A 26,178-nucleotide genomic window follows, 5' to 3' on the forward strand; every position below is an offset into this window, starting at 1 on the left:
ACGCCACGCGCTTATCTGCCCCTTATTTCGCCCTTACTTCCCCCAACTCCCCGCTCCCTACCGCACCACCTAAAGGTAAAGCTAGAGGTAAAGATGTTCCCACGCTTGCATTTCCAGACGCCCGGGCGCAATACCAGGCTGATTCTCCAACTGTCCATGGTATGGATCAATGTCACCGCTGGTGCACTGCCATCCTTTGCTGCGTCGACTTCCATTGCCGTAGAACCGCCTGCGGCCGACCGTCGCATCTCGGCGGATGACTATTTTCATACCGGTGCGGGCGCAAGATATCTACGCCGCGCCGACGCCGACCTCGTAACCACCCCTCTACGTGACAATCTCGTCGTGCTGATGGGTTCAGGCGGAAACATTACCGTGCTATCGAGTACGGAGGGAAAATTCCTGGTCGACGCAGGCATCAGCAAATCGAAGGAAAAGCTACGGGCGGCGCTCGACGGCATGGGACCGGGGCCGCTCCGATACGTAGTCAACACCCATTGGCATTGGGACCACACGGATGGAAACGCCTGGATGCACGAGGCGGGCGCCACGCTCATTGCGCAAACGCATACGTTCAGGCATTTGACCGAGACGACCCATGTGAATGCATGGAACTGGACGTTCGCGCCGGTGCCCCCCGCGGCACGCCCTGGTCTTCTGATCGATGACCGACAGACATTCCAATTCGGGGGCACCACCATTGATGTCGAGAACTTCGGTCATGGCCATACCGATGGCGATCTGTGGGTCTACTTCCGGGACGCAGACGTACTAGTGCTCGGCGACACCTTCTGGAATGGTTTTTACCCCTACATCGACAACGAAGACGGCGGCAGCATCGATGGAGCGATTAAATGGGCGAACCTGGCGGTAGCGCGGACGACGGACCACACGATTGTTGTCCCCGGCCATGGTGCGGTGGGTACACGCACCCAACTGATTGCGTTTCGCGACATGCTGGTGAGCGTTCGAAACGCCGTGGCTGCCTTGAAGCATGAAGGAAAATCACTGGACGAGGTCATTGCCGCCAAGCCGACCGCCTCCTTTGACCACGTATGGGGAAATTTTGTGTTCAACGGCGATCAGTTTACGAAGATGGTCTATGTCGGTCTGTAGGTCGATCGGGGCGACGCCGCGATGCCGATGCAACTTTGGACTACGCATTCTTGCTTGCCCGCTTTCCCTCGCGGGCATTCTCCGGGGCCGCACCTGTTTGCAACGCGACACGGTCAATATGAAGTGGTGGGAGCTTCCTGGCGGCTAATTGCATTTTATCGCCTCGCGCAGCCGTTATGGACCGTATATACGTTGGCGACTGGCGCTCGGCGCTGGCGGGCACTCCTCCCGCCTTGCGCCCTCCGGATCGGTAACAGTGGCAAACCCACGGATGCGCCTAACCATCGTGTCAGACAACGTCTGGTGCCGGATCAAATCGCGCCCCGCTAAGCTGTCCGCAAAGCAAGACGAGAGGCCGGGAGTTGGTATGTCACTCATCCGCATCAGGCGCAGCACCGCCTGGGTCGCCGTCATCGTGTTCCTCATGACGGGTGTTGGTGCGGTCGTTGCCTATAACTTCGTTGGCAGCGAGAAGCGTATCGAGCACCGGCTCACCCGCGAGTATTCCCTTGATGACCCGCGCTTTGCTCGCGAACTGGGCGTCCTCCTTGGCCCGCCCATTCTCGAAGGAAATCGCTATCGCGTCTTGCTCAATGGCGACGAAATCTTCCCGTCTATGCTGGCTGCCATTCGCAGTGCAAAAAGCACCATTAACTTCGAGTCGTACATCTATTGGTCTGGCGCGATCGGCGAGGAATTTGCCCGCGCGCTGTCAGACCGGGCGGAGAATGGGGTGGCAGTGAAGGTCCTGCTGGACTGGGTAGGCAGCGCGAAAATCGACCCAGCCATCCTGGACCAGATGAAGCGCGCCGGCGTTCTGGTCGAGCGATACCACCCGATTCGCTGGTATACGATCGGCAAGCTCAACAATCGCACCCATCGCAAGCTCCTCATCGTAGACGGGATGGTGGGTTTTACCGGCGGGGTCGGTATTGCCCCGGAGTGGACCGGGCATGCCCAGGATCCGCAGCACTGGCGCGACACGCATTTTCGAATCGAAGGACCGGTCGTCGGGCAAATGCAGTCCGTCTTTCTAGACAACTGGATCAAGGTGACCGGAGACGTGCCGCATGGGGAACGGTATTTCCCTGCCCTGGCCCCGGTCGGTGAGGGGCGCGCCCAGATGTTCAGTAGTTCGCCCACTGGCGGCAGTGAAAGTATGGCGCTCATGTATCTGCTCGCCATCACCGCGGCAAGCCACACCATCGACCTGTCGGCGGCGTATTTCGTGCCAGATGACCTGACCCGCAAGGCCTTGCTCGCCGCTCTTGAACGCGGCGTGCGCCTGAGAATCATCGTTCCCGGCACGCACATCGACTCCGAAACGTCTCGTTCGGCGTCTCGCAGTACGTGGGGCCCGCTATTGGCAGCTGGCGCGATCATCGCCGAGTACGGCCCCACCATGTATCACTGCAAGGTCCTCATCGTGGACGGATTGCTGGTGTCCGTAGGCTCGACAAACTTCGACAATCGCTCGTTCCGCCTCAATGATGAAGCGACCCTCAACATTCTGGACCGAGCGTTTGCCGCCCAACAGACAAAGATCTTCGAAGACGACCTTGCCCGTTCACGTCAGGTCTCGTTCGCCGCCTGGAAGAACCGCCCGTGGCGCGAGAAGCTGTCGGACCGCCTGACCGCTTTGCTAAGTTCTCAGCTATGACTTCGATCTTGGACAAAGATCAGAGATGTTACCGCCGCCCGGCCGCCCATCAATGCATCTGCATGTCAGCCCTGTAGGCAAGCACGTCCCCCAAGGCTTCACAGTCCACGAGATTGCCATAGTCGTCGGTCACGCACACGTCGCACTGGGCAAGGAATGGCGTACGGATGATGGTCAGGCCGAGCATGTGCAGCGGCTCGACGAACGTCAAGGCATGGATCTTCATGCGTCGCGGATGGAAGCCTGGCTGTCTTACGTTAAGGGCGTTAAGGGGCCGGTGGCTTGCTGGATCGGGCGTTTTTCAAGCATGGGCCGAAATGCACAGGCGTTCGGTGCGCTACCCCTCCAGAAGGACAGACCACGATGGCGCGTCGCATCCGTGCCGGGGGGGCATCCCTCCAGGGCACACATCGGCCAATGACCGGCCAATAAAACGCCAAAAATGGTCAATGAAACGGCCTATCCGACAAGGCGGGGCGAAGCCGTGCGCGCCGAGTGCGTTGGCGTACGCCAGCAGTTCTTTCGGGGCGCCGCAGGCGCGTCAAATGCAATGCATTCGGGTAGTGCCGCGCGGCGCCGTTCAGCCTGCACCCAGTACGCTGACGAGTTGGTCAAACACCAGCCGGACGCGCGGCGCGACGGGGCCCCGTTGCGGGCGGTACACATAGAGGTCCCATGGGTGTGGCGCAAATTTCTCCAGAACAGGTATGAGTCTGCCTGCGGCGATATGTTCATCCGCAAGAAAGCCGGCAATCTGGCCGAAGGCGAGTCCCCCTAATACGGCATCGCGCTCGGCCTCGGAATCGTTGCTGGCAAAGGTCGGGAGCGACGGCGTGTACTGGCCTTGCACGAACCACCAGGGCCATGGGCGGCCGGTGGTCACGTCGTTCATGACAGTCGTCGGGAGCCCCTCCAGGTCCTGAATCTGTGTCGGCTCTCCAACCCGCGCGATCAGTGCCGGCGTACCGACGACATGGAACGCGTAGGTCGCCACTTTGCGGGCAATGAACCGACTGTCGCGAATGGCGCCGAATCGGACGCCGATATCGATCCGTTCGTCCACCACATCGGCGGGCGTATCGCTCAGGCCCAAGTCGATGCGTAGCCCTGGATGCGCAATCGCCAGATCGGCAAGCAACGGCAGAATCCCAAGCCGGCCGAGCGCCTTGGGCGCAGTCAGACGAACGATGCCCCGGAACTCTTCACTCGGCAGCCCTTTGCGCGGCACAAACAGTGCATCGATTTGCGAGAGGCGGTCGCGCGCGCGTTCGGCAAGTTCCTCGCCAAATGCCGTAATGCGCACCTGGCGCGTGTTGCGATGGAACAGCAGGTCTGCCTGGATGCGTTCGAGCTCCTGCACCGCCCGCGTCACGGCCTGGGGCGAAATGCCCAGGCGAACCGCTGCGTCCTTGAAGCTGCCCGTGTCGGCGGCGGCGAGGAAAATGCGCAGCATTTCCAGTCGGTTGAGCATACCAATACTTCCGATATTTGGAATTGTTAAATCTTAACATTTCCATTTTATGAAACTGATGGACCGCCCATACTTGCCCCATCGCATCAGTTTTCATCACAAAGGAGATGGTCATGAGCGCAAATATCGAAGGCAAGGTTGTTGTGATCACCGGTGCCAGCAGCGGTCTGGGAGAAACCACCGCGCGCCACCTGGCTGCCCGTGGGGCCGCAGTCGTACTGGCAGCTCGCCGGGTCGAACGACTGAACACGATCGCCACCGAGATTCGTGCTGCCGGGGGCAAGGTCGAGGTGGTTCAGACCGATGTCACCCGCCAGGACGAGGTCCGCGCGCTGATCGACACCGCCGTGCGAACGTTCGGCAAAGTGGACGTCCTAGTGAACAACGCCGGCCTGATGTCCATCGCGCCCATGAGCGAGACCAAAGTCGACGAGTGGGACCGGATGATCGACATCAACATCAAGGGCGTGTTGTACGGTATCGCCGCGGCGCTCCCGGTGTTCCAGCAACAGGGCAGCGGGCACTTCATCAACATTGCCTCGGTGGCCGGCATCAAGGTCTTCAGCCCGGGCGGCACGGTCTATAGCGGCACGAAGTTCGCGGTGCGCGCGATCTCCGAGGGTCTGCGCCACGAAGTCGGCGGCGCCATCCGGACGACGACCATTGAGCCGGGTGCAGTCGATTCCGAACTGAAGCTGGGCAGCAGTCATGAAGCCAGCGCGGCCTTCGTCAAGGACTTCTACAAGATCGCGATCCCGTCCGAGGCCGTCGCACGCGCCATTGCCTACGCCATCGAGCAGCCGGCTGACGTCGACATCAATGAAATCGTGCTCCGCCCGACGCAGCAGGAATTCTGATTCCCCGCAGGTCTGCACGATGGCTCGACGCGATCCGGTATCGTCCGGATCGCGTCGTTGTGCGTTTGGCCGATGAGGGCAAAACGGCGGCAGGGCTCGCCTGGCATGACAGCCCCCTTCCACCTTCTCCACGGTTTCCACCTTCCCCCCCCGTTTCTGCCTTTTTCCCCTTGCCGCGTTTCCCTGCACAGCCACTCCGCCCGTCCCGATGTGGGGCGCTGAGCTGTCGAACGTGCGGCCGGCATGCCGGTCGCCTACAGTGGGGAGCAGGTGCGAACAAATAAGGAGCGAACAGTATGGCGAGCCTGACCCTGTCCAGCGGATCGACGATCGACGAGATTGCAAGCCGGATCTATCGCATCGCCACCCCGGTTGCGCTCCCGGATGGGGGCGCATTCTCATTCAACCAATACCTCATCGATGACGACGAGCCGCTACTGTTCCATACCGGCTTGCGCCAGTTGTTTCCTGTCGTCAGCCAGGCCATCGCGCGGGTGATGCCGATCGATCGCCTTCGCTACATTGGTTTCTCCCATTTCGAGGCCGACGAATGCGGTGCACTCAACGCGCTGCTCGCCGTGGCGCCTCGCGCAGAGCCACTGTGCGGTCAGATCGCGGCCATGGTGTCGGTGAACGACTTTGCCGATCGCGCACCGCGGGCGCTGGCGGACGGCGAGACGGTTTCCCTCGGACAGCACAGCGTGCGCTGGTTCGACACCCCGCATCTTCCCCACGCGTGGGAATGTGGCTTCCTGATGGAGACGACATCGGCCACCTTGCTTTGTGGCGACTTGTTCACGCAACCCGGCTCGCATCATCCCCCGCTCACCGAGCACGATATCCTCGGCCCCAGCGAGGCCTTTCGCCGCGAGATGGACTACTTCTCGCACACCAAGCATGCCCGGGCGATGTTGGAGCGCCTTGCGGCGCTACAGCCCACCACGCTTGCCTGCATGCACGGCAGTGCGTGGCAGGGCGACGGTGCAGCATTGCTACGCGCGCTCGCAGACAACGTCGAGCGTGGCTAGGCACGTGACTGGCCCAAACTGCTGGGCGCCCGTGCGGCGCACCCATTGCTTGGTGACGCCCTAGCATGACATTCCTGCAAGACCTACCATGGCAGGTATACGTCGCGACAAGGTCGGAGGCGATACCATGCACACGCGATCTCTTTGCACGATAGCCTGCACTGGCGTCGTCCTCTGGTCCATCGGCGCCTTGGGCGGCGTTGCTAATGCCCAGTCCACCCAGTCCAGCCCGGGAGACGGGCCTCCCGCCGTTACCCATGCCGCATTGATCCAGGAATTGCAGGCACTCAAATCCGTCGGATTCGACGTCAATGACGAAAACTATCCCAATTCACTGCAGCAATCCTTGATCCAGCTGGCGGCGAAACAGCAAGCCGGCGCCGGCATGGTCGCTCCCGGTCTGTCGACCGCACCATCCCTGCCACCCCCACAATTCCGGCCATCCACGCCCCCAGCACATTGACTGGCGGCGTCCCCCGCCCCTCCTCCCTACCCATCGACGATGGCGTCGTACCGCGCATGTGAGCCGGATCGCGAGTTGTTGCATACTCTGCCCATCCGACCATATAGGGATCGCGCCATGTCAAATGTAGGGCGGCTCGTCCGCAGCGCTACGCTCAACGGCTACATCGAGCTGGTGCAGTCGCTCGGCCGCGATCCCGCGGCCCTGCTGCGTGCGGCCGGCCTGTCGGCTCGGCTACTGAAAGATCCCGAAACCCTCATTCCGAGCAGTGCCCTGCGCGAATTGCTCGAAGCCACCGTCCATGCGACCGGCATGGAGGATTTTGCGCTACAGATGGCCGCACGCCGGACGTTCTCCAATCTGGGGCCGATCAGCCTGGTGTTGAAAGAAGCGCCCTCGCCGCGCCAGGCACTCGACACACTATGCCGATATCTGAAGTTACTGAGCACGTCGCTCGTCACGCATGTCGAGGACGTCGGTCAGACGGTGATCATTCGTGAGGATTTGCTGCCAAGTCCCGGCCATGCGACACGCCAGGCCATGGAATTGGCCGTCGGGATGATGTTTCGCATCCTGCGCGAACTGATCGGACCACAGTGGCGCCCATTGCAAGTGTGCTTCACCCACCGACCGCCAGCCAGCCTGACCGCTCACCAGGCGTTCTTTGGCCGCCAGCCGATGTTCAATCAGCCGTTCAATGGCCTGGTGTGTGCCAGTGCCGATCTGCAGACGCCCCGCACGCCCGACCGATCGGGTGCCGCGCAACTCGCGCGCGACTATCTGGAAATGGCACTACGGAATCGCGGTGACGGCACGCGCGAATCCTGCCGGGAGCTGATCATGGCGCTGCTCCCGGGCGGGCGTTGCACAGCCCAGCAGGTCGCGCGCCATCTGCGCGTCGATCGTCGCACGCTGCATCGATATCTGAGTGCCGATGGACAGACGTTCTCGGACCTGCTCGATGAGGTGCGCGCAGAGTTGGTGATGCGCCACCTGGCGGAGAGCGACCAGCCGATTGGCGAAATCGCCAGCCTGCTGGGGTTCTCGAACCAGAGTAGTTTCAGCCATTGGTTCCGCGCCCAGTTTGGCTGCAGCGTGACCCAATGGCGCCGGCAGCAGCCAGTGGACGCGGGATCGCCCACTGCCGCGACCGGTCTTCGTCGCCGCCGCCCCATCCCCGACACTGCCGCCACCCCCGGCACTGCCGCCAGCCCCAGCACTACCGCCACGCCCGCCGTCAGTCGGCCGTAAGCACAATCTTCCCCATATGCTGGCTGCTGGCGATATACGCGTAGGCGTCCGCGATGGCATCCAGGGGGAAGGTCCTGTCGATGGGCAGGCGCAGCCTGGCCGCGCGAAAGTGCGACAACAGATCTCGCGCGCACGCCTGGATACACGCGAGCCGTTCCGACTCGGTACGCGTGCGAAACGTAGCGCCCATTAGTTTGAGCCGATTGAGCCAAAGCAGGTTGATATCGGTTCGCCCGAACTGGCCGCCGCCGAGTCGCGCAAGGTTGACCAGCCGTCCTTTCACCGCGAGGCAACTGACATTCTCCTCGAACACCGTGCCACCGATCATGTCAATGATGACATCGACGCCCCGCCCCTCCGTGGCCGCCATGATGACCTCGCGCTGAGCTTCACGCGACGCGTCGATGCCCACGTCCGCCCCAAACCCGGCCAGGCGCTCGAGCTTCTGCGCTGAGCGCGACGACACGATGACAAGCCGGGCGCCCAGCGCTTTCGCTGTCATCGTCGCTGCCATGCCCACACCGCCCGATGCGCCGTTGATAAATACTGTTTCGCCCGCTTTCAGTTCGCCATTGCTGACCAGCGCATCGTGGGCCGTGATGAACACGTTGGGGAACGCTGCCGCATCGACCCAGGAGACGTCCTCAGGCACTGACATGAGCGCTAGCGGGGATGCCACGACATACTGTGCATGGCAACCACGGCCATGACCCATCACCCGGTCTCCTGCTCGCCAACCGTCAACCTGATCGCCGACATCCACCACTTCGCCGGCGAACTCGACACCGGCGGTCATCGGGTCGCCCGTCCGGTGCTCCCGCAGATACTTGATCTCCCCCAGGTTGATGCCCGACGCGCGTACCCGAATCAATACCTCGTGGTCGCCCGGGATGGGCATGGCGATGTCCTGGATGGCCAGCCGGCCGCCATCGGCGCCCGGCCATACACGTGCTGCTTTCATTTGTTTCCTCTCCTGGTCTGCCATCATTGCGCGGTGAAATGCATGGAACGCAGCAGCTTGCCCTGACGCTCGTGGGACGCGCGAACATCCGCGGCAAGCTCGTCCGGCGTGGCGGTGGTGCCAATCTCCATGCCCAGATCCTGAATCCTGCGTCGCAACTCGGGCGATTGCAGTGCGCTGAGTGTCACTTCACGCATCTTGGCGGCCACCGCGGGTGGGACGCCCGGCGCCGACCAGAGCCCCATCCAACCCACCTCATTGAGCTCGGCGTAACCCAGTTCGGCGAAGGTCGGCACGTTGGGGAGCGCAGAGATTCGGCTCGGAAAAGCGACCGCATAGGCGCGCAACTTCCCCGACTGGATGAACGGCAACGATGTGGCCGGACCATCGAACATCAGGGGAACCTGCCCACCCATCACGTCCTGCAGCGCGGGGGGCGACCCCTTGTAGCTCACAGCCCCCGTCTCCAGCCCAGCGAGCCGATTGAACTGCACCCCAATCGTCTGACCACGCAGGCCGATACCGAAGTTCGCGTAGTCCAGCTTTCCCGGATTCGCCTTGATATAGCTGACCAGGTCCGCAAGGTTCTTGGCAGGCAGCGTGGGATTGCCAACCAGTATCAGTCCCTGGCGCGTGAGTTGCGCGATGGGCACGACATCCCGAAACGGGTCGTAGGACACCTTGATGGCCAGTGGCACTTCCGAGGCAATCCCCTTCTGGATGAGCAGGAAGGTGTATCCATCACGCGGCGCGGACAGCATGCTCTGAACCGCGATGGTGCCCGCGGCGCCCGACTTGTAGTCGACAATCACCGGTTGCCCGAGGGGGCGCTGCAATGCATGGGCGAGCAGGCGGGCGACGATGTCCGCGGTCCCCCCGGGCGGCGCGCCGACAAGAATGCGGACCGGCTTCGTTGGCCAGTCGGCGGCATGGACGGCGCTCGCGGCAAGCAGCGCCGCACCCAGCATTGCCGCACGCTTGAGAATGCGGCGCACGTGGATAATCGTGTCTGTCATGACGGTCTCCTTGTCATCGGCTGCGTCAGTTCACTGCGTTTTGTGCAGGAAGCCCTGGTTGCCGCCCTTGCGGTTAGGTGCAAAGCCATTGGCCCGCAAGGATTCCTCGACGGAGTCATGGAAGACGCCAATCTGGCAGATTTCACGTGCCTGCCTGGCCGTGGCGATCTCTCTGCCCATTTCGCGCGCGATACGCACTAGTTGCTCGATTTGGCTGACAGTGCCCTGCTTGGCCGTACGTCGTGGGTTCCAGAGGACATCCTCGGTGCCGCAGCGCACGTGCAGCCCCATGGCGATCCCCATGACATTGACCGGCAACACGTTGCGCACGTTGCTCTCCACCGTGACCACCGCACCATCTGGCATGGCGCGCAAAAAGTTGGCAAGGCTATAGATGCTCGGCGTATCCATCCCGCCGCCAATGGCAACCCAGTTCAGGACCAGCGGCCCCTTGTAAAAGCCCCGGCGCATCAGTCGCTCGACCGATTCGAAGCTGTTGATGTTGTAGCACTGGAACTGGCTCTGAATCCCGGCGGCGGTCAGGCGCCGTACGTGCTCCTCCACCCAGCCCGGATTGGCAGGGACAGTCATGTTCTTGTAGGCATTGAACAACGCCATGTCCTCGCGCGAGGTGCCCCGGAAATCGGCATCCTCGGCGTGGTCGGTGACGTTCATCTGCGCCGTGTTGACGGTCACTGTCACTTGATCTGGCTTGGGATCCAGGTCCGCGAGCATATGGCGGGTATCGTCAGACAGCCACTTGGCAGCCTGCCCTTCGTCTTCCGGGGCGAACGAAATAGAGCCCCCCACCTGGATGATCATCTCCGGCACCGCCTCGCGTACGCCGGCGATGAGTTCGTTGAACTTGGACAACCGCTTGCTGCCCTTGCCGTCGAGTTCACGCACGTGCAAGTGCAGCACGGTTGCGCCGGCGTTATAGCAATCCACGGCTTTCTGGATCTGTTGCTCCATCGTTAGCGGGATGTCCTCGGGAAAGTCCGAGGGCGTCCAGCCAGGGGCATAGGGCGCGGCGGTGATGATCAGGGGCGGCTGGTTTTCGGGAAAGAGGTGACCGTCGAGAAAATGCATGTCGATGCTCCAGGTAAGCGCGTCGGGGTGCGTGAGGGCCCGCGTCAGGGCCGTCAGGGCGCGTGAGGGGCGCGCCAGCGCTCAGTCGATTCAGTAGGGAATGTCGCCCACGATGCCAGCGCGTTCCATCTTGCGTGGTGCGGGCCAGTAGTCGTTCAGGGCATAGTGCTGCGTGCAGCGGTTGTCCCACACCGCCACATCGCCCTGCTGCCAGGACCAGCGCACCTGATACTCGGGGATGGTGGCGCGGCTGATCAGGTAGTTGAGCAGCAAGGACGCACCCGGCGCCTTGTCGATGCCATGACGCACATTGGCCGGGGTGCTGTAGTTGGTGAAATGCGTGCTGAAGCCCGCCCCGACAAACAGGATCTTCTCGCCGGTTTCGGGATGGGTGCGCACCACTGGATGCTCGACTGAAGGATGCTCCTGCGCCAGTTTCGCCCGCGCCTCCGCAGTCATGACGGCGCCAAAACTGTGCTCGATGCTCGCCCTGGCACGCAGGCCAACGATCTTCTGCCGGATATCCTCGGACAGCTCCTCGTAGGCCTTGACCATGTTGACCCAGATGGTGTCGCCGCCGATCTCGGGGCATTCGATGCACCGCAGTACCGCACCCATGGCCGGATTGGGACGCCACAAGCCATCGCAGTGATAATTGTTCTCGTAGCTGTGGGGGTTGTCGCTCCGGTAGATGCGCACGAGGCCCGGGTGCTCCGGGTCGCTACCCGCCACCGGGTGGTCTTCCAGCTTGCCAAAGCGCCCGGCGAGCGCCACATGCTCGGCGCGCGTGATGTCCTGGCGACGAAAGAACAGCACCTTGTGCGCGAGGAGCGCGGCCTTGATCGCGGCGAACAACGACGGATCGCGCGACGCCTCGCCCAGATGGACCCCAGAAATTTCGGCCCCGATGGCCGGGGTGATTTGCCTGATCTTCATTATCTTGTCTCCTGCACAGTCCGATGAATCCGCGGGTTGGTTCACCGTGTTCTGTGCATCCAGTATCTGCCGCGCCAGGCCATCTGACTTGCTTATCTGGGACATTCATTTGCTAATTTGGGACACAGGTAAAATGCTGGCTACCGGACCAAAACGGACCGGAAAGGTCCAGGGAGGCTCGAGCGTCTGACGCCACCGGCGCACCGCCTGGAAACGTCTGGCGCATGAGATCGGCCCCGTATCATGCGTAGGTGTCAACGATCAGCATGGGTGACGCCTTCCACAACTCACCACAGTTGGCGCAAAATGTGGGGCTTAGCGTGCAAAGCACATCCTGCCCTCAAGGAGAATCCTATGAACACCGCCGTCCAACCCACCCTATCCATTGAACAGAGTGGGAATCCCGTATCCTCGACCGAGCGCGAACGCTTGCTCGAGAACCCGGCGTTTGGCCGCGTGTTCACCGATCACATGGCCACCATCCGCTACACCGAGGGCCAGGGATGGCACGACGCCAAGATCGGTCCGCACGGCCCCATCCAATGTGATCCGTCCACGTTGGTGTTCCATTACGCGCAGGAGATTTTCGAGGGACTGAAGGCCTACCGGCTCCCGGACGGTGGCGGGGCACTGTTCCGCCCGGATGCCAATGCGCGCCGGTTCCAGAATTCCGCGCGGCGCCTGGCGATGCCCGCGCTGCCTGAGGAACTGTTCCTCGAGTCCGTGCGCGAGCTGGTCAAGCTGGATCGCGCCTGGATCCCGTCCGGCCAAGGCTCGGCGCTTTACCTGCGCCCGTTCATGATCGCCACGGAAGTGGTGCTCGGCGTGAAGCCTGCCGCGGAATATCTGTACTGCGTGGTAGCGTGTCCGGTCGGTGCGTATTTCAAGGGCGGCGCCTCGGCAGCGGTCACGCTGTGGGTGTCCGACGCCTACACGCGCGCCGCGCCCGGCGGCACGGGCGAGGCCAAGTGCGGCGGCAACTACGCGGCCAGCCTGCTCGCCCAGGCCGAAGCCACGCGCGAGGGCTGCGACCAGGTGGTGTTCCTCGATGCGGTAGAGCGCCGCTGGATCGAGGAATTGGGCGGCATGAACGTCTTCTTCGTGTTCGATGACGGCACTCTGCAGACACCTCCGCTCACCGGCACGATCCTGCCCGGCATTACCCGCGATTCGCTGATTACCCTGGCCCGTGACCTCGGCCTGACCGTGCGAGAAGAACCGTACGCGATCGACCAGTGGCAGGCCGATGCCCAGAGCGGCCGCCTGCGTGAAGCCTTTGCCTGCGGCACTGCTGCGGTGGTGACGCCCATTGGGAAGGTGAAAGGACGCGAGTACAACTTCACCATCGGCGACGGCACCGCGGGCGAGACCACCACGCGTCTGAAGGCGGCTCTGGTCGACTTGCAGCAAGGTCGTGCAGCGGACCCGCATGGCTGGTTGAACCGCTTGTTCTGACTGACTGGTATTGCGAGGATGCCGACCCAGTCGGCTCACCGGGCATAGCGTCAGATCAAGGCACGACGTGCCGTGGCGGAGGGTTGAAGGACTCCGCCCGGCTCGGTCTGCATCTCGGCCCCGACACAACCGTGAGAGCTGACACGCGTCTTACGGCATTCCTGGACCAGACGAAAAGAAGGTGGAACTGCTCGATGAGATCGGCCGCCCTATCATCGATAGCCGCGCAACAAGGACGGCGACGCACAAGTTACGGCGAATAGCTGATCCTCCGTCTCTCCACCGACTCGATCGCTCTATACGAGCACGGCTTTAGCTGTCGCGCCGACGCTCCGGCGCATCTGCCAGGTAAGCTTCAAAAACGTCCAAGTAACGAGGAGTCCGATGTCCATTCCTTCGAGCATATTCACGATGTCCGGCGACATCGTGGAATCCACCGTGCTGTCGCGCGGGCCGTGGAATCCCGACGCTCAGCATGGTGGTGCGCCAGGTGGGTTGCTCGCGACGCTCGCCGACCGCGCCATGGCGAAAGAGCCAGGCTGGGCGATGGTGCGCCTCACATTGGAGTTCGTCCGCCCCGTTCCCGTCGCACCATTGCGCGCCGTGGTCACGCCGCAGGCGGGTGGGTCCGTTCGACGCGTGCGGTTAGAATTGCTACATGAGGACGTACCTGTTCTGCAAGGCACGGCGGTCTACATTCGACAGCAAGATCTCGACCTCCAGTCCACGACGCAGCCCGCCACGCTCCCCCCACCGGACGCATGCCACACGCCTATTCTGATTCCGGGCATGCGCCCGCAAACATCGTTTCACTACACGGCGATGGAGAGTCGGGTCGCAACGGGAACGGTCACCGAGCCTGGGCCGGCCGCCGTATGGTTCCGCGTGGCGGTGCCGTTCCTTGACGATGGCCCGATTTCTGCCGCATCGCGCGCCATAGCTGCAGCGGATTTCGGCAACGGGATCAGTTGGGCTGTCCCCCTGAATCGCTTTGCGTTTGCGAATGCCGACCTGACCGTCTATCTGCACCGCCTTCCCCAAGGCGAGTGGGTGGCAGCAGAATCTACAACAATCGTGGAGCAGAACGGGATCGGGCTCACACGGACCACATTGCATGACGAGCACGGGCCGATTGGCGTGGCGCAGCAAGGCTTGATCTTCAAACCCGTGCGGGCATAGCACGCATACGCACGCGTCACTGCCCTCCAGGCAGCCGCTGAGGCGCGATTCATCTGACCCGCGCCTAGCCTGGGCGCGCGTTTTGCCATCTTGATCGCGACATATTGCGGACTATAGAGCACTTCAGCCACACTAGTTGGACGATGGCCTACAGACGCCGGCAGGCCTCTCGCTGCGTAAGCGGCGAGAGTGTTCGTGCGTGTTTCTTCACGAACGTTTGGACCCATACCGGATCCTGACGGGCGTAGTCGCGCAGCGCCCAGCCGATCGCCTTTCTGATAAAGAACTCCTGTTCGGGGGCGAGGTGGAGCGCGTATCGGCGCAACCGGTCCAGGTCGGTATCCGTCCGCCACCCAAGTTGGTGCAGCATTGCCGCGCGCCTGACCCAAAAATCGGGATGCTCGAGCCAATGGTCCATCGATGCTTGAGCGATGCCTCCCTGTTTTCGGTCGCTCAGGACGATCTTCCCGATCACGGCATTGAGGCTGTCTACCGTTTCCCACCACGCATCCCGCCGCATCCAGCCCTGCAACATGTCGAGATGGGAGGCGTCGAGTGCCTTGTGATGGTGCCGAAGCAAGTCGATGGCGGTATATCGCAGTTCCCGCTCTGGTTGGTCCCACAGCGCAGCGGCGGTCTCGATGAGTGCTTCCGCTTCACGGGGATGCCTCAAGATCAGGTCTCGTACCGCCGCGCGACGAACGGGTGCCGGCAGGCCAAGAAAAAGGAACTGATCGCGTAAGTAGGCGCGCATCGATGCCGCGACTTGCGCGTTCGCCAGGGCGCGAAGACGGTCCGCCAGAAGCGCAGCCGCCGCCGGCGCGGCCGTTGAAGAGGAGGCAGATGTGCGTGCTGGCATGAGATCGTTTTGTTGGGACGCCTTCATCCGTCAAAGCCAGTAAACACCGGGCGCCCTGTGGCATTGCCTGCCGCATCCAGCATTTCCAGCGAATTCGAGATAGCCTCGAGCACTACGCGCCTCCGACGGATACCTTCCCGTTCTTGTTTATGACAGAGGCGGCAGGCCACCAAGGTCGGTTTGGACGGCCGTCCCTCACCCGCCAGACTGAAGATCTTCGAAGATCTGCTCCGCAAGAAAATCGCAAGGGGGACGCCTGGACTTAGTACTTCGGGCCAGAATCAACTCCAGGGGCGGCAAGTCTGGTAATCCGTGCGACCGCCCGAGAAGCGTGAGGTGCGCAGGAATGGCGCATTTAGCAAGCGCGGCAATCGCCAGGCCCGCATCCACCATGCTCAACAGCCCCAGCAAGCTCGGGCTTTCATACGACGTCCGATGGGGAATCTTGGCACGGTCGAGGCTGCGGATGGTGTTTTCCCGGGCGACACTTCCCGGCATGAACACCGCGATCGGCAATGGCCGGTCCTCCCAGATCTTTGGCCCGTTCGCCTTGGCCGCCCAGGCCATCGGCTCGTGTCGCAAGAAATCACCCGATAGCCCCTTGACCCGTGTGCCGCAGGCCAGGTCAACCGTTCCGTCTTTGACCAACGGCCCCAGGGCACTACTCGGCAACCCCATGACCTGGATTTCTACCTTCGGGTAGGAAGCCGAGAATTTCTTCAGCACCGAGGGCAACAGCGAGGACGCGTAGTCGTCGGGGACCCCGATGACGACTTTGCCGGTCACCTCGGGGCGCACCACCGCCGCCCAAGCTTCGTCGCGTAGCGACAACATCCGCCTGGCAAACCCCAGCAGGACCTCGCCCTCGTGGGTCAACGCAACACTACGTGCCCGCCTCACGAAAAGTTGCCGACCCAGGGATTCCTCCAGGGCCTTGATCTGCATGCTGACGGCCGACTGAGAGCGGTTGACCGCCTCCGCAGCCCGGCTCATGTTGCCGGTCTCTGCAATGGCGACCACGGTGGCGAGCACATCATGATCCAGCGACTTCATAGGTATCAGGAAAACTGAACGTAACGATCAATATTATGCGTTTTTATTGTCGAAATGCCCATGCGATATTGCTCGCACGGATGCGTGGACAGGAAGACGCGACCCAGCCCTTCCGCTCCGCCCATTTGTTCGACGCTTTCGCTCAACATCAAGCGCAACCCGCATGGATACTTCTGGCAAACCGGCCACCCTACTCGATCATCCCCTGCGCGCCTCGCTGGCCGCGGAGTTGCACGCCCGTCCATTCCTGCGCCTGACTGGCAGCGCCTCGGTCACGCACTACGCCATCTACACCGAGAGCGACCCAGCGGTGCATGAGCGCCTGCTACGCGCGCTATGCATCGAGACTGGCATGGCGTCGCCGACGCCAGGCGCCCGGCACTACGCTGCAGAGTCTGCCTTCGGATGGCACCTGAAGTGGGAGCGACACACCGAATTCTCTACGTTCACGTTCGCTGCGCCGCGCAGCGACCGAGCGTACTTCGACGATCTCGCCATCCGGGGCGTGCCGCCGCAATGGCTAGAAATGCTTGGCGGCATACGCTTTCATGCCTTGCGCATGGAATTGCTATCGGCCGGCGCAGGCGAAGCCGTCTGCGCCCATCTTCGGGACTGGCTAGCAGGACCTACCCTCGTCGGCAGCCGCGTACTGGATGGCGGCAAGGTGTTCAGCGACTGGCGTATTGGTGCGGATGGTCATATGCGCATACTTGCCATTGATGACGACTTCCGGGAAGAGCAAGGTGGCAGGCTCCTGCAACGGCTTTACGAGATTGAGACCTACCGGATGATGGCGCTGCTCGCCCTGCCGGTTGCTCGAAGCATGGGCGGTGAACTTGACGAGATCCATGCCGCGCTCCAAGCGCTCATGCGTAACATGAACACGCAACGCGCAGGGGACAACGACGCAGAACTCCTGGTCCAATTGACGGACTTGGCGGCGCGCGTGGAGTCCCTCGCGGAGCATGGCGGGCGTTTCAGCGCCTCATGGGCCTATGAACGGCTCGTTCTGGCGCGCATTCAGGAGTTACGAGAGCAGCGGATCGAAGGCATGCCGATGATCTCCGAATTCATGGAGCGACGCTTCGCGCCCGCGATGGAAACATGCAAGAGCGTCTGGATGCGGCATGAACAGCTTGCCGCGCGCATTGCACGCGCCGTCGATTTGCTGCGCACCCGGGTCAATCTGACCCAGGAGCGCGACGTCACCCGATTGCTCGCCGGACTGGATCAGACCTCCCGCAATCAACTGCACCTGCAGCACGCGGTCGAGGGCCTGTCCGTGGCGGCCATCTCTTATTACGTCCTGTCGCTTGCGGCGGCCGGCTTCAAGGCGTTGCACGTCATGCACCTGCCGATCGAGCCCGAACTGGCAGAGGGGCTGCTGATCGCGCCGGTGGTTTTGGCCGTCTTCTTCATTACCAAGCGCAGCCGGACGCGGCATGCCCAAGGCGGCCGATTATCCCATGCCGGCGGCGCCGTCCGAGCAACGGCCATTCAATCGGCACCTACCCAAATTCTCTAATACCATCCAATCGCTTTGGCACACCTGAGATCATGTTCACTGCCCAATTCCCCGCCAGCGCCGCCACCAGCACCGCCACCAATCCGTTCGCCAGCACTATCCCTTTCCCGGTGCGCCCGCAGACGTCGGGCTTTCGCCCGCCCTTGTCCCTGTCTCCCAGAACACATCGGACGCCGACCGAGGTGTTGATTGACAACTCAAATGATCGACCCGATATCTCGTCTATTGCCGTCCTGGGCTACAACTGATGGCCGACTGACGCAAGGCCGTGCTCGGCGCGGGGGCGCGCCGTAGCACTCCATCGGCATCCAGTAGTCAATCCTGATCGGTCTGCAGGAAAAACTCGACCCGCTCATCGCTGGCGCCGGCTGCCTCACCAAATGTCAACCACCCGTGGCGCTGCAATGCCACCTCGTCACGACGCAGGACGAACGGCGCCTCACCGTCGACGCTGACATGGGTGCCGTTCGAGCTTCTGTCGACCAGCACATACCGCCCCGCGCGCGGTTCGACGACGGCCTGGAAGCGCGAGGCGCGGCGATCCGACACGACAATGGTCATGCTACCGTCGCGCCCGACGGTTACAGGCGCCGACTCGGGGGTCATTTCGACCAACGTGTCGCGATAGCGCAGCGTGAGAAAGCCGCATGCGACGATTCCCTGGCTCGGACCGGCGACCAGAGTGAGGTCAGTCCCCTCTTGCCATATCGCTTCAAACAGTTCCACGGGCTGATCCCGCCCGCGCACCCGGATTGGATAGAGACTGCGGGTGCGCTGTTGCACACTGGTGGACAACTGTCCCACCGTCTCCTTGCTGGTGATGACCTGCCCTCGCGACGCCAGGGTGGTGAGTCTAGCGGCCAGGTTAACCGTGTCGCCGAACACGTCTCCCGACGCCTCCCGCAGGAGCGGCCCATGGTGCAGCCCGATATGGACGGCCATCACCACCCCCGAAACGGGTGCCAGCTCCGAGACGGCCAGTTGCATGTCAATGGCTGCGAGCAGCGCCTTGTCTGCCGAGGGAAACATGAGCATGAGCTCGTCGCCGATGGTCTTGATGACCTGCCCCTGCCAGGCGTCTGCACAAGACGTCATCGCCCGGAAGCAGCGGCCGATCGCCGCGAGGGCCGCCGCGTCGCCTGCCAGTTCGTACAGCCGGGTACTCCCGCTGACATCGGCAAACATGACCGACCCCAACGAGGCATCGCCTTGCGCTTGTTGATCTATTCCCGCCTGGTCCATGCCGGATCTCGTTCTGGTCCACGTCGTTCGACATCCATGCCGCGCCGTTATGCGCCGCAAGGGGCCCGCGCCAACCTATGCGACCCTGTACGAGAATTTTGGCACTGCGATTCAGCTAGCTCAACCAAAAAACGCCTGTCGCCTTGCTCGCGACGCGGATCCCGCGTCTAATGAATGGATGCGGAGCATGCTGGTGGGAGGCAATATGCACTGCGCCGAATGCGACTTCGATAACCTTGCAGGCGCGAAGTTTTGCGAGGCATGCGGGGCGCCGCTTGGACGGCGATGTCCGCACTGTGGCGAAAGCGCCAGCCCCACCGCGAAATTCTGCCGGGCCTGTGGTACCCCGCTGACCAACGCGCAGGCCACCGCGCAAACCACCGCAGCCCATACCAGAGATTCCCCCGACACCGTTGCCGCCAGCGCCGCAGTCGAGGTCCCCGCCACGGGGAGAGACAAGGCTGACAGTACCGGCGATCTCGCCCCGGTTCACTACACGCCACCCCATTTGGCGCAGCGCATCCTTGCCGAGCAGGCGGCTATGGAGGCCAGAGGCGGCATTGGCGGCGAGCGCAAGACCATCACAGCGCTCTTTGCGGACATGGCGGGTTCCACGGCACTGATCCAGGATCTGGACCCGGAAGAGGCGCGGCGCCTCATTGATCCGGTGATCACGTTGATGATGGAAGCGGTGCATCACTACGAAGGTTACGTGGCCAAATTCCTGGGTGACGGCATCCTGGCGTTGTTCGGCGCACCCATCGCCCATGAGGACCATGCGCTGCGCGCCTTGTACGCCGCGCTCAGCATGCAGGAGGCGATGCGCCGCCACAGCGACCGCGTACGCCTCGAGCAAGGCATACCGTTGCAGATTCGAGTCGGCATTCACACCGGTGAGGTGGTCGTGCGCTCGATCCGCAAAGACAATCTGCATACCGACTACGATCCGGTGGGGCATACGATCCACATCGCGTCCCGGATGGAGGGGATCGCTACACCCGCGTCGATCCTGGTGAGCCCCTCCACACACAAGCTCGCCGAGGGATATTTCCAGTTCAAGGCGCTTGGCACCACGCAGGTCAAAGGCGTCCGGGATCCGCTGGGGGTCTACGAGGTCCAGGGGCTCGGCCCCATGCGTACGCGGCTGCAAATCGCGGCGCACCGCGGTCTGGCACGGTTCGTCGGCCGCGAAGTCGAGATGCAGCACCTGAACGACGCCCTGACACGAGCCAGGTCTGGGCAGGGGCAGATTGTCAGCGTGCGCGGCGAGGCCGGGGTAGGAAAGTCTCGCCTCTTCTATGAGTTCAAGGCGCGCTCGCAACAAGGCTGCCGGGTGCTGGAGACCTTCTCTGTCTCGCACGGCAAGGCCTTTGCCTATCTTCCCCTGATCGAGCTTTTGAAGAACTACTTCCAGATGACCCCGCAGGACAGCGAGCGCAGCTGCCGTGAAAAGGTGACCGGCAGACTGCTCACGCTGGACCGTTCGCTGGAACCGCACCTCCCCTACCTGCTCTATCTGCTCGGTGCGAGCGACCCGGACGCGACGCTGGCCACCATGGATCCGGTCCTGCGTCGCCAGCGCACCTTCGAAGCCATTGCGTACCTACTGGTCCGGGAAAGCGTCAATGCACCGTTGCTGGTGCTCTTCGAAGATCTTCAGTGGCTGGACGGTGAAACCGAGACGTTTCTCAATCTGCTCATCGAGCATGTACCGGCGGCGCAGATTCTGCTCCTGGTTAACTACCGCCCGGAGTACGTGCATGACTGGGGCACCCAGCCTTGCTACACCCAACTGGCTCTGGAACCGCTGGGCCCAGCGGAAGCCGAGGGACTGCTCACCGCGCTGCTAGGCGATGACCGTAGCCTCGTGCCGCTCAAGCGCCTGGTGCTGGAGAAGACTGAAGGCAACCCGTTTTTCATGGAAGAGATGGTGCAGACGCTCGTCGAGGAAGGCACGCTGCTCGGCCAGGCCGGCGGCTACCGCATCGCGCAGGCCCCGGGGCTCTTGCATATGCCGACCACAGTCCAGGGCGTCCTCGCCGCCCGGATCGACAGGCTTCCCCTCCCCCAAAAGGCGCTCCTGCAAACGCTCGCGATCATCGGCAAGGAATTCCCGCTGAGCCTGGTCCGGCTCGTGAGCGCCACGGACGAGCGCCAGTTGCGTCCGCTCCTCGCCGACTTGCAGGCCGCAGACTTCATCCACGAGCGCCCCGCCTTTCCCGAGGTCGAGTACGCCTTCAAGCACGCCCTCACGCAGGAGGTTGCCGCCAACTCATTGCTGATCGAGCGACGTAGTGCCTTGCACGAGCGCACCGCCCAAGCGATCGAAACCCTGTTCCCGGAGCAACTGAAAGACCACTGTGGCGAACTGGCCCATCACTACAGCCTCAGCGGCAATGCACCCAAGGCGATCGAGTATCTGCACGCTTCGGCCCAGCAAGCGCTGCAACGGTCTGCCCAACCTGAAGCCATCCACCATCTCAACACGGCGCTCGACTTGCTCAAACGCTTGCCTGATACGCCGGCGCGCGCCCGCCAGGAGCTCACGCTGTTGCTGACGCTTGGGCCGACCCTTATGGGCATCCGTGGCCAGGCTTCCCCTGAGGTTGAAGCCACCTACCGGCGGGCGCTGGCCTTGTGCGAGCAGGGCGAGCAAAGTACGTACTTCTTTTCCGCACAACTTGGGTTGTGGGCCTTCTATCAGCTACGGGCCCAATACAACGTCTCGTCCCCACTGGCAAAACGGCTCATCGGGATGGCGTTACGATCACAAAATCCCAATCAGCTGGCAGAAGGTCATCGCGTTGTCGGCGCGACGGCCTTTCGGCTCGGCCAGTTGGAGCAAGCGCGTTCGCACATGGAACAGGTGTTGGCCCTGCAGCGACCCGAGCCGCCGCAGTACGACTACATGATGGGATATGGCCGGGATCCGGCGGTCCATGCCACGAGTACGCTTGGCTGGATCCTGTGGCACCTGGGCTTGCCAGACCAGGCACGCGACCGCTGCCACGAGGCGCTCGCGATGGCGCGTCAGCGACCCGACACCGTCAATCTCGCGCTCTGCCTGATATTTGCTGCAGAAGTTCATCGGCGCCGCGGCGAGCCCCCACAAACCCGCGACTATGCGAACGCGGCGATCGCTGTGGCCTGCGAACAGGGGTTTCCCATTTACCTGGCCTGGGGGACGGTGCTGCAAGGCTGGGAGATGGCGATGCTTGGCCACCCCCAAGATGGCGTTGCCCAAATCCACCAGGGCCTGGCCGCGTACGCCGCCACCGGCGCGTCGCTCGGCCGCCCGAATCTGCTGGCCATGCTGGCTGAAGCCTGCGGCAAGGCCGGAGAGCCTGAGGTTGGCCTCGCAACGCTCGCCGAAGCCCTGGAGTTTGTCCAAGAGACGGGGGAGCACATCGATGAAGCCATGTTGCACCGCCTGCGAGGGGAAATGATGCTCCAGTTGCTCAACCATGAAGCAGAAGCCGAGGCTTCGTTCCGGCAGGCCGTGGCGGTGGCACGCCACCAGGGCGCCAAATCACTGGCGCTGCAGGCCGCCCTGCGCCTGGCCCAGTTGTTGCAAAAACAAGGCAAGCCGGACGCGGCGCGAGAGGTCTTGACCCCGATCCACAGCAGCTTCACCGAGGGCTTCGATCTCACCGACTGGCAGCAAGGCAAAGTCCTGCTCGATCTATCGCACGCGTAGCAACATGGCACCCCCCCCTCCGCCCGCCATGGCACCCCAGACAGCGAATGCGCTACGCACGCGGTTCCTGGCGCTGTGGTCGCGCGCTGGCGGCAGGCAGGCCGAGGCGGTCTATGCCGCGCTCGCCGACCGCTATGCGGAACCCGATCGGCACTATCACACGCTGCAACATGTCCGCCGCTGCCTGCGCGACCTGGACTGGGCACGCAGCGCAATCGCCGACCGCGACGCCGAGGCCGTGGAGTTGGCGCTCTGGTGTCATGACGTGGTCTATACCGCTGGTGCCTCCGACAACGAAGCGCGCAGCGCGGAATGGCTCCGGCAATGGTCAAGCGCTGGGGCTGAAGCCCAGACCAACGGTAAACAGGGGGGCGCGAACGGCATGACAGAGATCGAGCGCGTTGCGCGCCTCATCCTCGACACGTCGCATACCCACACGCCGTCGGACACTGCGGGCTGCTTTGTTGTCGACATTGACCTGGCGGTGCTGGGTTATCCGCGCAGATGGTTCTGCGGCGATGCGGTGCATCTGCGCGCGGAGCGCCCAGATCTCGATGCCATGAGCTACGACCGCGGCGAACGGGCGTTTCTCGGTACATTGCTCACCCGCCCGCGCATCTTTCTGACTGAGCCGTTTCACACGCGCTACGAAGCCCGCGCCCGGCGCAATCTGGCTTGGCGTCTGGACCAGCCGTCACCGCCGGGCCTGTCATCGCCGCTCAGAGGAACTCTGCCTTGATATCGATACTCGAGCGCTGGCCAATGCTTTCATAGTTCCGGGCAAGCCATGCTTCGGCCTGCGCCCGGCCCTGGTCGCGCAACTGAGTCAGGAAGGACCAGTCCCCGTTGTACTTGCTCGACACGTGCAGCGCGGCCATGGTCTCGTCGGAACGAATCGAGTGGATCAACATCTCCTTCATGTCGTTCCCTTCCACGCGGCCCTGCTGGATCAGGGCTGTCACAAACGCAATCGCGCGCATTTCGCGCATCAGCGACGAATTGAAGCTGACCTCATTGAGCCGATTGAGGATGTCGGCAGCCGTGGTCGGCACGCCCCGGCGAATGATTGGATTGATGTGGACGATCACCACGTCCCGCGTCTGGCATTCGTAGATCAGCGGAAATATCGCTGGATTACCGACATAGCCGCCATCCCAGTAATACTCACCATCGATCGTCACTGCCTGAAAAAGCGTTGGCAGGCAGGCGGAAGCCAGCACGGCCTCCACACACACATCCGCGCCGGAAAAGAGGCGAATCCTGCCGGTCTCGACGTTCGTCGCGCACAAAAACAATCGAATCGGACATTCCTGGCGCAACCCGTCGAAATCCACCTGTTGCTCAAGCACGTCGCGCAGCGGGTTCATGTTGTAAGGGTTGAACTGGTAAGGGGACAACACGCGCAGTGCCATGTCGGCCACGGCATATAGTGGCGAATAGTTCAACCCGAAACTATGGCTGTTCTTCAGCCACGGAATCCATCGAAGTGGACTATACCGCTGCGCCGACTCGGCAATGGCCTGCCAGAACGTATGCAAGGCCTCACGCGCGGCCGCCTCGCCACCCCGCCGCAACCCGTTGGCCAGCACGACAGCGTTCATGGCCCCAGCGCTCGTGGCGCTCACGCCCTCGATGGCGAGTCGGCCATCCTCCAGCAGGCGGTCGATGACGCCCCACGTGAAGGCGCCATGCATACCACCGCCCTGCAACGCCAGGGCTACCGGCTTTGCGTTCTTGCCGTCCATTGCTGCCCCTCCCGCCCTAGCGGCGTGCCACCGCCCGCCTTCGGCGGCGTCTCCGCTTTGCGTTTTGTGTTCAGCGTTTTGCGTTTTGGATGTTGTACAGCACTTGTGCGGGCTGCACCGACCACTGACCCCGATGGCCGCTATCCTGAAAGTGTAGTGAAGAAGTACCGCCTGCTGGCGCTCATCGTGCCCACTTGACCGCCGCGGGAACCCCGTCGGGACATATTGCACCGCAACACCGCAACCAGTATCATGCGCGATTCGAAAATTTTGCGCACACTGGTGACTGCGGGAGGCTAGTCTCGACAGTCCAGGTGCCGGTCTGTGTGCCCTCCACGATTGGTCCGCACCCGAACCCGCACCCGTAGGCACAACGCCAGTGTTATGGCCGCGGCAATTGTCGGCCATCTGCCCAGGAGCACGTATTGACTCATCCGGATCGCGACCTTGAACCCTCCAGCTTGACCCCGGCCGGCGCGAAGCCCTCCCGCCGCCGCCCCGCGGGCAAGAACCAGGCTGCGGGCCCGCTGTCGGACAAGGCGTCCATCGCCCGACAGGACGCAGAGCGTCAGGGCCAGATGCGCGCACTGATCACGCTCGGCCGTGAACGCGGTTACCTCACGCATGCGGATATCAACGACCACCTGCCGGATAACGTGACGCCGGCAGCCATGGACATCATCGTCAGCACGTTCAGCGACATGGGCGTGGCCGTGTACGAGCAGGCACCGGACGCCGAGACGCTCCTGTTAAACGATGCCGCTACCACGACCTCCGACGATCAGTCTGACGAAGAAGCGGAAGCAACGCTCTCGACCGTCGATTCGGAGTTTGGTCGCACCACGGATCCCGTTCGACTGTATATGCGCGAAATGGGCGGCAGCGAATTGCTGACGCGTGCCGGCGAGATCGCCGTCGCCAAACGCATCGAGAGCGGCCTGCAGGACATGATCCAGGCCATCGCTGCGTGTCCGTCGGTCGTCTCGATGATCCTGGCCGATGTGGACCGCATCGTCGCCGGTGAACTGCGCATCGACGAACTAGTCGAGGGCATTACCGAACCCGCGGAGGGCGACGCCGCGGACGATGGTGACATGTCCGATGACGCCGCGGCCGTTGCCGACGATGCGGACACCGACACCCCGGACGACGCCGACGAGGCGTCGGACGATGAAGACGAGGACGCTGGCGGCGGGGATTCTGAAAAAGCGAACGCTGCCCGCCTCGAACAGCTTACGACCGACAGCCTGGCAATTTTTGCACGCGTCCGCGCTCTGTTCGAACAGCTTCCCGAGGGCCCCGTCACGGGCCAGGCCCGCACCGCCGCCATTGCGCGCATGCGCGAGGACATCCAGCGCGAACTGGCACCAATCCGCTTCACGGCCAAAATGATCGACAGCCTGTGTGCCAGCGTGCACAACCAGGTGGCCGAGGTACGGACCCTCGAACGCAGCATTCTGGACATTGCCGTCGAACGCTGCGGGATGCCGCGCGAGGCCTTTATCAAGTCCTTTCCTGGCAACGAAACCGATCTGGATTGGACGCACCGCACTGCGGCGACGTCGCAACAATTTG

At 62.8% G+C, this 26,178-nt stretch carries 22 protein-coding genes; 12 read left to right on the forward strand and 10 right to left on the reverse strand.

The features are described 5' to 3' along the window. The first annotated feature begins 93 nt into the window (after window positions 1-93). Together CYJ10_RS12585 and CYJ10_RS12590 are read left to right on the forward strand one after the other, a co-directional pair. A complete protein-coding gene (locus CYJ10_RS12585) occupies window positions 94-1,116 on the forward strand; it encodes an MBL fold metallo-hydrolase (protein ID WP_257993280.1) in 1,023 nt (340 codons plus the stop codon). 367 nt (window positions 1,117-1,483) lie between these two features. Further along, the gene (locus CYJ10_RS12590) at window positions 1,484-2,776 is read left to right on the forward strand and encodes a phospholipase D-like domain-containing protein (protein WP_101681867.1); all 1,293 of its coding nucleotides are present in this window, start codon (window positions 1,484-1,486) and stop codon (window positions 2,774-2,776) included. A 49-nt stretch (window positions 2,777-2,825) separates the two neighbouring features. Here the strand turns inward: CYJ10_RS12590 and CYJ10_RS34120 are convergent, their stop codons facing one another. After that, complete coding sequence (locus tag CYJ10_RS34120; protein ID WP_180862916.1) at window positions 2,826-3,002, reverse strand: hypothetical protein; 177 nt, start codon at window positions 3,000-3,002, stop codon at window positions 2,826-2,828. Between the two features lie 354 nt (window positions 3,003-3,356). Continuing rightward, window positions 3,357-4,247 carry a LysR family transcriptional regulator gene (locus CYJ10_RS12595; protein WP_101681820.1) on the reverse strand — a complete coding sequence of 297 codons (891 nt, stop codon included), beginning with the start codon at window positions 4,245-4,247 and terminating at the stop codon, window positions 3,357-3,359. A 113-nt stretch (window positions 4,248-4,360) separates the two neighbouring features. Here CYJ10_RS12595 and CYJ10_RS12600 point away from each other — a divergent pair, with 113 nt between their 5' ends. From CYJ10_RS12600 to CYJ10_RS12615, 4 genes are all read left to right on the forward strand, one after another. Continuing rightward, window positions 4,361-5,104: an SDR family oxidoreductase gene (locus CYJ10_RS12600; RefSeq protein WP_101681821.1), complete on the forward strand. Its 744-nt coding sequence runs from the start codon at window positions 4,361-4,363 to the stop codon at window positions 5,102-5,104. A gap of 296 nt (window positions 5,105-5,400) precedes the next feature. Next, window positions 5,401-6,132: an MBL fold metallo-hydrolase gene (locus CYJ10_RS12605; RefSeq protein WP_101681822.1), complete on the forward strand. Its 732-nt coding sequence runs from the start codon at window positions 5,401-5,403 to the stop codon at window positions 6,130-6,132. Window positions 6,133-6,259: 127 nt separating this feature from the next. After that, window positions 6,260-6,595, forward strand: coding sequence for a DUF4148 domain-containing protein (locus tag CYJ10_RS12610; protein WP_180862917.1), 336 nt, complete (start codon window positions 6,260-6,262; stop codon window positions 6,593-6,595). Window positions 6,596-6,712: 117 nt separating this feature from the next. Continuing rightward, on the forward strand, window positions 6,713-7,846 hold the full coding sequence (locus tag CYJ10_RS12615) for an AraC family transcriptional regulator (RefSeq protein ID WP_146002033.1): 1,134 nt from the start codon (window positions 6,713-6,715) through the stop codon (window positions 7,844-7,846). Here CYJ10_RS12615 and CYJ10_RS12620 read toward each other — a convergent pair. From CYJ10_RS12620 to CYJ10_RS12635, 4 genes are all read right to left on the reverse strand, one after another. Then, entirely contained in the window at window positions 7,833-8,807 is a 975-nt protein-coding gene (locus tag CYJ10_RS12620; protein WP_101681823.1) for a quinone oxidoreductase family protein, read from the reverse strand. The genes CYJ10_RS12615 and CYJ10_RS12620 overlap by 14 nt on opposite strands. 23 nt (window positions 8,808-8,830) lie before the next feature. Next, window positions 8,831-9,823, reverse strand: coding sequence for a tripartite tricarboxylate transporter substrate binding protein (locus CYJ10_RS12625; protein WP_257993281.1), 993 nt, complete (start codon window positions 9,821-9,823; stop codon window positions 8,831-8,833). Between the two features lie 30 nt (window positions 9,824-9,853). After that, window positions 9,854-10,912 carry a BKACE family enzyme gene (locus CYJ10_RS12630; protein ID WP_101681824.1) on the reverse strand — a complete coding sequence of 353 codons (1,059 nt, stop codon included), beginning with the start codon at window positions 10,910-10,912 and terminating at the stop codon, window positions 9,854-9,856. A gap of 90 nt (window positions 10,913-11,002) precedes the next feature. Then, the gene (locus CYJ10_RS12635; protein WP_101681825.1) at window positions 11,003-11,848 is read right to left on the reverse strand and encodes a TauD/TfdA dioxygenase family protein; all 846 of its coding nucleotides are present in this window, start codon (window positions 11,846-11,848) and stop codon (window positions 11,003-11,005) included. 354 nt (window positions 11,849-12,202) lie between these two features. Here CYJ10_RS12635 and CYJ10_RS12640 point away from each other — a divergent pair, with 354 nt between their 5' ends. Together CYJ10_RS12640 and CYJ10_RS12645 are read left to right on the forward strand one after the other, a co-directional pair. Further along, window positions 12,203-13,303, forward strand: coding sequence for a branched-chain amino acid aminotransferase (locus tag CYJ10_RS12640; RefSeq protein WP_101681826.1), 1,101 nt, complete (start codon window positions 12,203-12,205; stop codon window positions 13,301-13,303). A gap of 384 nt (window positions 13,304-13,687) precedes the next feature. Beyond that, window positions 13,688-14,482, forward strand: a complete 795-nt coding sequence (locus CYJ10_RS12645; protein ID WP_101681827.1) for a thioesterase family protein — start codon at window positions 13,688-13,690, stop codon at window positions 14,480-14,482. A 148-nt stretch (window positions 14,483-14,630) separates the two neighbouring features. Here CYJ10_RS12645 and CYJ10_RS12650 read toward each other — a convergent pair whose 3' ends face one another. After that, window positions 14,631-15,368, reverse strand: coding sequence for a DNA alkylation repair protein (locus CYJ10_RS12650; RefSeq protein ID WP_101681828.1), 738 nt, complete (start codon window positions 15,366-15,368; stop codon window positions 14,631-14,633). Window positions 15,369-15,536: 168 nt separating this feature from the next. Then, entirely contained in the window at window positions 15,537-16,394 is an 858-nt protein-coding gene (locus tag CYJ10_RS12655; RefSeq protein ID WP_101681829.1) for a LysR family transcriptional regulator, read from the reverse strand. Between the two features lie 163 nt (window positions 16,395-16,557). Between CYJ10_RS12655 and CYJ10_RS12660 the strand changes: the two genes are divergently transcribed. After that, complete coding sequence (locus CYJ10_RS12660) at window positions 16,558-17,919, forward strand: DUF3422 family protein (protein ID WP_101681830.1); 1,362 nt, start codon at window positions 16,558-16,560, stop codon at window positions 17,917-17,919. Window positions 17,920-18,234: 315 nt separating this feature from the next. Here CYJ10_RS12660 and CYJ10_RS12665 read toward each other — a convergent pair whose 3' ends face one another. Continuing rightward, the gene (locus tag CYJ10_RS12665) at window positions 18,235-19,161 is read right to left on the reverse strand and encodes an adenylate/guanylate cyclase domain-containing protein (RefSeq protein ID WP_257993282.1); all 927 of its coding nucleotides are present in this window, start codon (window positions 19,159-19,161) and stop codon (window positions 18,235-18,237) included. A 205-nt stretch (window positions 19,162-19,366) separates the two neighbouring features. On the opposite strand from CYJ10_RS12665, the gene CYJ10_RS12670 reads away from it, so the two are divergent. Beyond that, entirely contained in the window at window positions 19,367-22,858 is a 3,492-nt protein-coding gene (locus tag CYJ10_RS12670; RefSeq protein ID WP_101681870.1) for an adenylate/guanylate cyclase domain-containing protein, read from the forward strand. A gap of 28 nt (window positions 22,859-22,886) precedes the next feature. Next, window positions 22,887-23,597 (forward strand): HD domain-containing protein, encoded by a 711-nt coding sequence (locus CYJ10_RS12675; protein WP_101681831.1) that lies wholly within the window; start codon window positions 22,887-22,889, stop codon window positions 23,595-23,597. Here the strand turns inward: CYJ10_RS12675 and CYJ10_RS12680 are convergent. Then, window positions 23,578-24,603, reverse strand: coding sequence for a patatin-like phospholipase family protein (locus CYJ10_RS12680; protein ID WP_101681832.1), 1,026 nt, complete (start codon window positions 24,601-24,603; stop codon window positions 23,578-23,580). The two genes, CYJ10_RS12675 and CYJ10_RS12680, sit on opposite strands and share 20 nt — an antisense overlap. A gap of 425 nt (window positions 24,604-25,028) precedes the next feature. Between CYJ10_RS12680 and CYJ10_RS12685 the strand changes: the two genes are divergently transcribed. Then, the coding region (locus CYJ10_RS12685; protein ID WP_374703258.1) for an RNA polymerase sigma factor region1.1 domain-containing protein at window positions 25,029-26,178 on the forward strand (1,150 nt) is incomplete at its 3' end.

Origin of the sequence: Cupriavidus pauculus (assembly GCF_002858765.1) — a bacterium.
Taxonomy (GTDB): Bacteria; Pseudomonadota; Gammaproteobacteria; order Burkholderiales; family Burkholderiaceae; genus Cupriavidus; species Cupriavidus pauculus_B.